The following is a 7,887-nucleotide window of genomic DNA, read 5'->3' on the forward strand; positions in this document are numbered from 1 at the left end:
CGCGTCGGGCGGGGAACCCGCTCGGACCCGCGTCGGGCGGGGAACCCGCTCGGACCCGCGTCGGGCGGGGAACCCGCTCGGACCCGCGTCGGGCGGGGAACCCGCTCGGACCCGCGTCGGGCGGGAAGCCCGTTCGGACCCGCGTCGGGCCGGAAGCCCGCTCGGACCCGCGTCGGACCGGTGCCCCGCTAGGACCGGCCCCCGGCCAGCGATCCGCCCCTGCCGTCACCCCCGGCCCCGTAACCACCCGGCACCCGGCACCCCCGGCACCCGGACACCCGGCCCCGCCGCCCCCTCCCCCCCCCGGCGGTTTTTCCCGGGTTGTCGGTGGGCGCCTATAACCTCGTACATGTGTCGTCTCTCGCGCTCTACCGCCGCTATCGTCCCGAGTCCTTCGCCGAGGTCATCGGGCAGGAGCATGTCACCGACCCGTTGCAGCAGGCCCTGCGGAACAACCGGGTCAATCACGCGTACCTGTTCAGCGGGCCCCGGGGCTGTGGCAAGACGACCAGTGCGCGGATCCTGGCGCGGTGTCTGAACTGCGAGCAGGGGCCGACGCCGACGCCGTGCGGGGAGTGCCAGTCCTGTCAGGACCTCGCGCGCAACGGGCCGGGGTCGATCGACGTCATCGAGATCGACGCCGCCTCGCACGGTGGTGTGGACGACGCCCGTGACCTGCGGGAGAAGGCCTTCTTCGGGCCCGCCTCCAGCCGCTACAAGATCTACATCATCGACGAGGCCCACATGGTCACCTCGGCGGGCTTCAACGCCCTCCTGAAGGTGGTCGAGGAGCCCCCGGAGCATCTGAAGTTCATCTTCGCCACGACCGAGCCCGAGAAGGTCATCGGGACGATCCGCTCCCGGACCCACCACTACCCCTTCCGGCTCGTGCCGCCCGGCACCCTGCGGGAGTACCTGGGCGAGGTCTGCGGGCACGAGGGCATCCCCGTCGAGGACGGGGTGCTGCCGCTGGTCGTGCGGGCCGGCGCCGGTTCCGTGCGTGACTCGATGTCCGTCATGGACCAGCTCCTCGCCGGAGCCGCCGCCGACGGTGTGACGTACACCATGGCCACGTCCCTGCTGGGCTACACGGACGGGTCGCTGCTCGACTCGGTCGTGGAGTCGTTCGCGGCCGGTGACGGCGCCGCGGCCTTCGAGGTCGTCGACCGGGTCATCGAGGGCGGCAACGACCCGCGCCGCTTCGTCGCCGACCTCCTGGAGCGGCTGCGCGACCTGGTGATCCTGGCCGCCGTGCCGGACGCCGCCGAGAAGGGGCTCATCGACGCCCCCGTCGACGTGATCGAGCGCATGCAGGCGCAGGCGTCCGTGTTCGGTGCCGCCGAGCTCAGCCGGGCCGCCGACCTCGTCAACACCGGATTGACCGAGATGCGGGGTGCCACCTCGCCCCGGCTCCAGCTGGAGCTGATCTGCGCGCGCGTGCTGCTGCCCGCCGCCTTCGACGACGAGCGTTCCGTCCAGGCCCGCCTGGACCGCCTGGAGCGTGGGGCCGCCGCCGCACCCGCCGCCTTCGCTCCCGGAGCGCCCAGTGCTCCCGCGCCCGTCTTCACGCCCGGGCCTCCCGCGGCTCCTCTGGGGTACGTCCCCGGGCCCGACGCCCACACCCCGATGGCCCCGCCTCCGCCGGCCCCCGCCCCTGCTCCCGCCCAGGCTCCGGCGCAGGCGGCACCCGCGCCCGCCCCCGTACAGCCGCAGGAGTCCGCCCCCGCCGCCCCCCGGCCCGGTGCCTGGCCGGGTGCCGCCGCCCCCGGCGGTGGCGCTCCCGGCGCCTGGCCCGGCGCGTCCGCCCCGGCGGCCCAGGCCCCGGCTCCCACCCCCGCTCCCGCGCAGACGCACTCCGCCCCCGCTCCCGCTCCGGCGGCCACCGGCGGCGGTGGCGACACCGCCCAGGTGCGGAACCTCTGGCCGCAGATCCTCGACGCCGTCAAGAACCGGCGCCGCTTCACCTGGATCCTGCTCAGCCAGAACGCGCAGGTCGCGGGCTTCGACGGCACGACCCTCCAGCTCGGTTTCCTCAACGCCGGGGCCCGCGACAACTTCGCCAGCAGCGGCAGCGAGGACGTCCTGAAGCAGGCCCTCGCCGAGCAGTTCAACGTGAACTGGAAGGTCGAGGCGATCATCGACCCCTCGGGCGGCTCCGCGCCGCCGCCCGCCGCCACCGGCTTCGGCGGCTCGGGCGGAACCGGAGGCTTCGGCCGCCCCGCCGCCCCCGCCCCGTCCTTCCAGCAGGCCCCGCCGTCCGCCCCCGCACCGCCGCAGGCGCCGTCCGCCCCGGCGTTCCCGCAGGCGTCCGCCTCCGCTCCGGCGCAGGCCCCCGCGCCCGCGTACACGCCGCCCGCGCCGCAGCCCGTGGCGCCCGAGGACGACGTGCCGGAGGAGGACGACCCGGACCTCGTCGACTCGGCCCTGTCGGGGCACGACCTGATCGTGCGCGAGCTCGGAGCCACCGTTGTGGAGGAATACACCAACGAGTAGGGGCGTCTCGTTCAGTGGCCCACACAAGGGGCATCCCCACCGGCGGGCTACCCTGGCTGGCGTGAAGGTCCTCGTCATCGGCGGCGGCGCCCGCGAACACGCCCTGTGCCGCTCTCTCTCCCTCGATCCCGACGTCACCGCTCTGCACTGCGCGCCCGGCAACGCCGGAATCGCGGAGGTCGCCGAGCTGCACCCCGTCGACCAGCTGGACGGCGACGCCGTCGCGCGCCTCGCCACCGAGCTCGGCGCCGGCCTGGTCGTCGTCGGCCCGGAGGCTCCGCTCGTCGCCGGTGTCGCCGATGCCGTCCGCGCGGTCGGCATCCCCGTCTTCGGCCCGTCGGCGGAAGCGGCGCAGCTGGAAGGCTCCAAGGCGTTCGCCAAGGACGTCATGGCCGGCGCCGGGGTGCCCACCGCCCGCAGCTACGTCTGCACGACCGCGGAGGAGATCGACGAGGCGCTGGACGCCTTCGGTGCTCCGTACGTCGTGAAGGACGACGGCCTCGCCGCCGGCAAGGGCGTCGTCGTCACCGACGACCTCGCCCAGGCGCGGGCGCACGCCCTCGGGTGCGACCGGGTGGTCATCGAGGAGTACCTCGACGGCCCCGAGGTCTCCCTCTTCGCGATCACCGACGGCGTCACGGTCCTCCCGCTCCAGCCCGCGCAGGACTTCAAGCGCGCGCTCGACGGAGACGAGGGCCCGAACACCGGCGGCATGGGTGCCTACTCGCCGCTGCCCTGGGCCGACCCGAAGCTGGTCGAGGAGGTCCTCGCGACCGTCCTGCAGCCCACCGTCGACGAACTGCGCCGCCGTGGCACCCCGTTCTCGGGTCTGCTGTACGCGGGCCTGGCGATCACCGGCCGCGGTGTCCGGGTCATCGAGTTCAACGCGCGCTTCGGCGACCCCGAGACCCAGGTCGTCCTGGCCCGGCTCCGTACCCCGCTGGCGAGCGTCCTCCTGAACGCAGCCAACGGCACCCTCGACAACGAGCCGCCGCTCAACTGGCGCGACGACGCCGCCGTCACCGTGGTCGTCGCCTCCCACAACTACCCGGAGACCCCGCGCACCGGCGACCCGATCGAGGGTCTCGCCGACATCGCGGAGCAGGACGCCCCGCACGCGTACGTCCTGCACGCCGGGACCCGGCGGGACGGCGACGCGATCGTGAGCGCGGGCGGCCGGGTCCTTTCGGTCACCGCGACCGGAACGGACCTGTCGCAGGCCCGCGAGCGCGCTTACGCGGCGGTCGGCCGCATCCGCCTTGACGGTTCCCAGCACCGTACGGACATCGCGCGGAAGGCCGCCGAGGCCTGATCCCACCGCAGTCCTGCCTGGTGAATCGCGCGGCCGTACGGGAATCCGTACGGCCGCGCGAGCGCCATCACCTTTACCCAAAGCCATTCCATCGAGTGACGGCTGGGCCATCCGGATGACGTCCGCCCAAGCCCCAACTAGGGTGCGGCAGAGGCGTTCCGGCACTTGGCCCACCGGCATTGCGGTGTCAGTGCCGGGTGCCACAGTGGGGGAGTGAGCAACACCGCCACAGGCAGTCCCGACCAGGGCAGGAGGGGGTGATGTACGGCGTGTCCGGTACCGGTTCCGTTGTCGGCGAGGAGTGGGGAGCGCGCGCCGCGCGTTCTCGGGCCCTCGCGGTCCTCAGGGTCCGCGGCAGGGCGCTGGGCCTCGCGGTCCTCCCCGCCGCCGTGGCAGTCGTCCTGTACGCGGGCGGGGTCACCGGCCACTTCACCGGCTCCGGCTGGGACGCGGCCCGCTGGGTGGTGACCGTGCTCGCGGTGCTCGTCCTCGTCGCGGCCACGGCCGTCTCCCTCGTCGTCGCCCGGGCCCGCCCGGCCGCCACACCGACGGTGGAGCTCTCCGAGGCCGCCGCCCCCGACCTCTACCGGCTCGTCCGGGACCTGGCCGACCGGCTCGACGTTCCGGCACCGGCCGCGATAGCGCTGACCCCGGACTGCGACAGCTGGCTGGAGGACCGCACCCACCGGGCCCACCGCGCGCTGCGCACCGGGGGCGACGGCGCCGGCGAGGGTGCTCCCGTCCTGGTCATAGGCTCGCCCTTCCTGTGGTGGATGCGCGTCGGCGAGCTGCGGGCGGTCCTCGCCCCCGTCGTCGCCGGTACGGGCCCCGCCGCACAACCCGACATAGCCGCCGCCCGCCGCTTCGTCCGAGGCCTGGACGCGGCCGTCGCCGTGCCCACGACGGCCGGCCTCGACCCGCTCCGCAGGCTCGGCGCGCACGGGGTCGGGCAGGTCGCCCGGGTCCTGCTCCGCGCCTGTCGCGGGCACGCCGCGGAGATGGAGCGCGGGGTCGCCGCCGCCGGCTCGGAGCGCGCCCAGGCCGTGGACTACGGCGTGCGGATCGTCGCCCAGGAGCAGGTCGGCCTGGCCTACGCGGGCTGGGACCGCCTCCTCACCCGGGTCGCGCTGCCCGCCTGGCGCATGGGTCGCTGGCCCTCCAAGCTCGACGCGGGCGTGGTCTCCGCCCTCACCGAACTCTCCCGCCGCGACCGGCTCGCGGACGGCTTCTCCTCCCGCCTCGGCGAGCGCCCCGCCTGCGACCTCCTGGAGGAGCCGGGCGCGGTCGACGAGGCCACCTCGCTCCTCGCCGCCCGCCTCTTCCACGGCGGCCCGGCCGAAGCGGGCCCGGACTGGTCCCCGGTGGAGTGGAGCCAGTACCCGGAGGAGGTCGTCGACCGGAAGTGGCGCACCGACGCCGCCCGCCTGCACCAGGTCCTCGACGGCCTCGACGAGGCCGAGGCGACGGCCGGTGGCGTGGCCGGCGGCCTCGGAGCGGTCTCCGACGGCCCGACCCTGACCCGCGTGATCGCCCACCTGTCGACGGCGCCTCCGGCCCTCGGAGCCGTACGCCCGGAGGACGACGAGACCACCCCCGAAGCCCGCACCGCCCACGCCGACTCGGGCACGGCTGTCGGCTCCGGTACGTCGAAGGGCTCCGGTACGTCGAAGGGCGCCGTTACGTCCACGGGCTCCGTCACGTCCACGGGCCCCGGTACGTCCACCAGGTCCGCCACCACGGAGGAGCCCCCGCTTTCCGACGAACTACCCGGTGAAGTGAGCGGCGAGCCCTCCGACGAACTCCCCGGCGAAGTCGGCAGCGAGCTCGCCGGCGAACTCACCGACGAGTTCCCGGACGGCGAAGATGTGGACGGCGAAGACCTGGACGACGAGCCCGTGAATCCCGCCGCCGAAGCGCTGGCGGGTGCCCTCACCGCGCTCCTCGCGCGGGAGGAGGCCGCGCGGGAGGCGCGGGTGGCCGCCACCGCCAGGAGCGCCGAGGCGGCGGCCAGGAGCGCCGAGAAGGGCGACCGGGCGGCCACCTCACCGCCCGCGGTCGTGAGCGGGCCCGACGGGCCCCTGCCGCTGTTCCCGCTCCAGCCGCCCCGTTCCGGCCGGGATCTGCTCGCCGACCACGTCACCGCGATGGTCTGTTGCGCGGCCGTGGACACGGCCGAGGCCGTGCCCGGCCTCGACTGGCTCGACGGCCCGGCCCTGATCGTCGGCGGCGAGCGGGCCGCGGACCTCGGTCCCCGTGTGCTCGCCCTCGTCGAGGAGGGTGACCCGGAGCCGCTGCGGGTCTGGCTGGTCCGCACCGGGGTGCGCCCGGAGAAGCCCGTACGCCTGGTCTGAGGCGCCTCGGCAGCCTCTCGACGGCACCCGCCCGGCCCGGCTTCCCGGAGGCCCGGCTTCCACTCTCGCCAATTCACGACGAACGGTGACGGAGTGCGTGCGTTATGTGATGTGCTGGAGACCGCCACTGACAGAGGCACGGACCAGCGACACGAACCGGCGACACGAACGCGGCGGTGACCGGCCGACCCGGGGGAGTCGAGGGAGGGGCGCAGCATGGGGGCGGAGCAGATCAGACGGTGGGAGTCGGGCGCGCTCGCGCACGCCGTGACGGACCCCTTCGGCCAGGGCCCGCTGCCCTGGCTGCGCGGTTCCGAGAACTACTTCGACGACACCGGTCAGATGGTCCCCTGGTACGCGGACGAGATCCTCGCCCGGGGCGGCAGCGGCGGCCCGCGCACGGCCGACGACGTACGGCGCCAGATCAAGGGCTTCGCGTCCGACGGCGCCGTGGCGCCGGGCGAGTCGATCGACTTCCACATCACGGTGGACCCGCCGCAGCAGTTCTCGGTCGACGTCTACCGGATCGGTCACTACAGCGGCGACGGCGCCGCGAAGATCACCACGAGCCCGCGGCTCTCCGGGATCGTCCAGCCGGCCCCGCTCACCGCCGACCGCACGGTCTCCTGTCACCACTGGTGGCAGTCCTGGCGGCTGCAGGTGCCCAGCTACTGGTCGATCGGCGCGTACGTCGCGGTCCTCACCACCGCCGACGGCTACCGCTCGCACATCCCCTTCACGGTCCGCGACAACCACCCGGCCGATCTGCTGCTCGTCCTCCCGGACGTGACGTGGCAGGCGTACAACCTCTATCCGGAGGACGGCCACACCGGCGCCAGCCTCTACCACGCCTGGGACGAGGAGGGCCGGCTGCTCGGCGAGCAGGACGCGGCCGTCACCGTCTCCTTCGACCGGCCGTACGCGGGCGCGGGGCTGCCGCTGCACGTCGGGCACGCCTACGACTTCATCCGCTGGGCCGAGCGCTACGGCTACGACCTGGCGTACGCGGAGACGCGCGACCTCCACGCGGGCCGGGTCGACCCGAGCCGCTACCGGGGCCTGGTCTTCCCGGGCCACGACGAGTACTGGTCGGTGCCGATGCGCAAGACCGTCGAACTCGCCCGTGACCAGGGCACGTCGCTCGTCTTCCTCTCGGCCAACACCATGTACTGGCAGGTGGAGCTGGGCCCTTCGCCGTCCGGGGTGCCGGACCGGCTGCTCACCTGCCGCAAGCGGCGCGGCCCCGGCCGCCCCGCGCTCTGGCGCGAGGTCGACCGGCCCGAGCAGCAGCTCCTCGGCATGCAGTACGCGGGCCGGGTGCCCGAACCGCATCCGCTGGTCGTGCGGAACGCCGAGCACTGGCTCTGGGAGGCCACCGGGGCAGGCGACGGCGACGAGCTCCCCGGCCTGGTCGCGGGCGAGGCAGACCGCTACTTCCCGCGGACGGCGCTCCCGGAGCACCAGGGCCGCATCCTGCTCGCGCACTCGCCCTACCGGGACGGTGAGGGGGCGCTGCGCCACCAGGAGACCTCGCTCTACCGGGCGCCCTCGGGTGCCTGGGTCTTCGCCTCCGGCACCTTCGCGTGGTCGCCGGCGCTGGACCGGCCGGGCCATGTCGACGCACGGGTCCAGCGCGCCACGGCGAACCTGCTCGACCGGATCTGCAAGAGGGACTGACCGGTCCGGTCCGGCTCGGGTCATGAGTCCGACCGGGGCCGGTCACGAGTCCGA

At 74.6% G+C, this 7,887-nt stretch carries 4 protein-coding genes; all 4 read left to right on the plus strand.

The genetic code is table 11. The annotated features are described in order from the left end of the window. Positions 1–351 precede the first annotated feature (351 nt). The 4 genes from ABT129_RS22750 (at position 352) to ABT129_RS22765 (ending at position 7,833) form a co-directional block, all read left to right on the plus strand. Positions 352–2,493: a DNA polymerase III subunit gamma and tau gene (locus tag ABT129_RS22750; protein ID WP_351904451.1), complete on the plus strand. Its 2,142-nt coding sequence runs from the start codon at positions 352–354 to the stop codon at positions 2,491–2,493. A 61-nt stretch (positions 2,494–2,554) separates the two neighbouring features. After that, positions 2,555–3,805, plus strand: a complete 1,251-nt coding sequence (purD, locus tag ABT129_RS22755; protein ID WP_351904454.1) for a phosphoribosylamine--glycine ligase — start codon at positions 2,555–2,557, stop codon at positions 3,803–3,805. A gap of 260 nt (positions 3,806–4,065) precedes the next feature. Further along, a complete protein-coding gene (locus ABT129_RS22760) occupies positions 4,066–6,156 on the plus strand; it encodes a M48 family metalloprotease (protein WP_351904457.1) in 2,091 nt (696 codons plus the stop codon). A gap of 216 nt (positions 6,157–6,372) precedes the next feature. Beyond that, positions 6,373–7,833, plus strand: a complete 1,461-nt coding sequence (locus ABT129_RS22765; RefSeq protein ID WP_351904460.1) for a N,N-dimethylformamidase beta subunit family domain-containing protein — start codon at positions 6,373–6,375, stop codon at positions 7,831–7,833. The last annotated feature ends 54 nt before the right edge of the window (positions 7,834–7,887 follow it).

The sequence above is a fragment of the Streptomyces sp. NPDC002057 genome (genome assembly GCF_040296665.1).
In the GTDB taxonomy this organism is placed as follows: domain Bacteria; phylum Actinomycetota; class Actinomycetes; order Streptomycetales; family Streptomycetaceae; genus Streptomyces.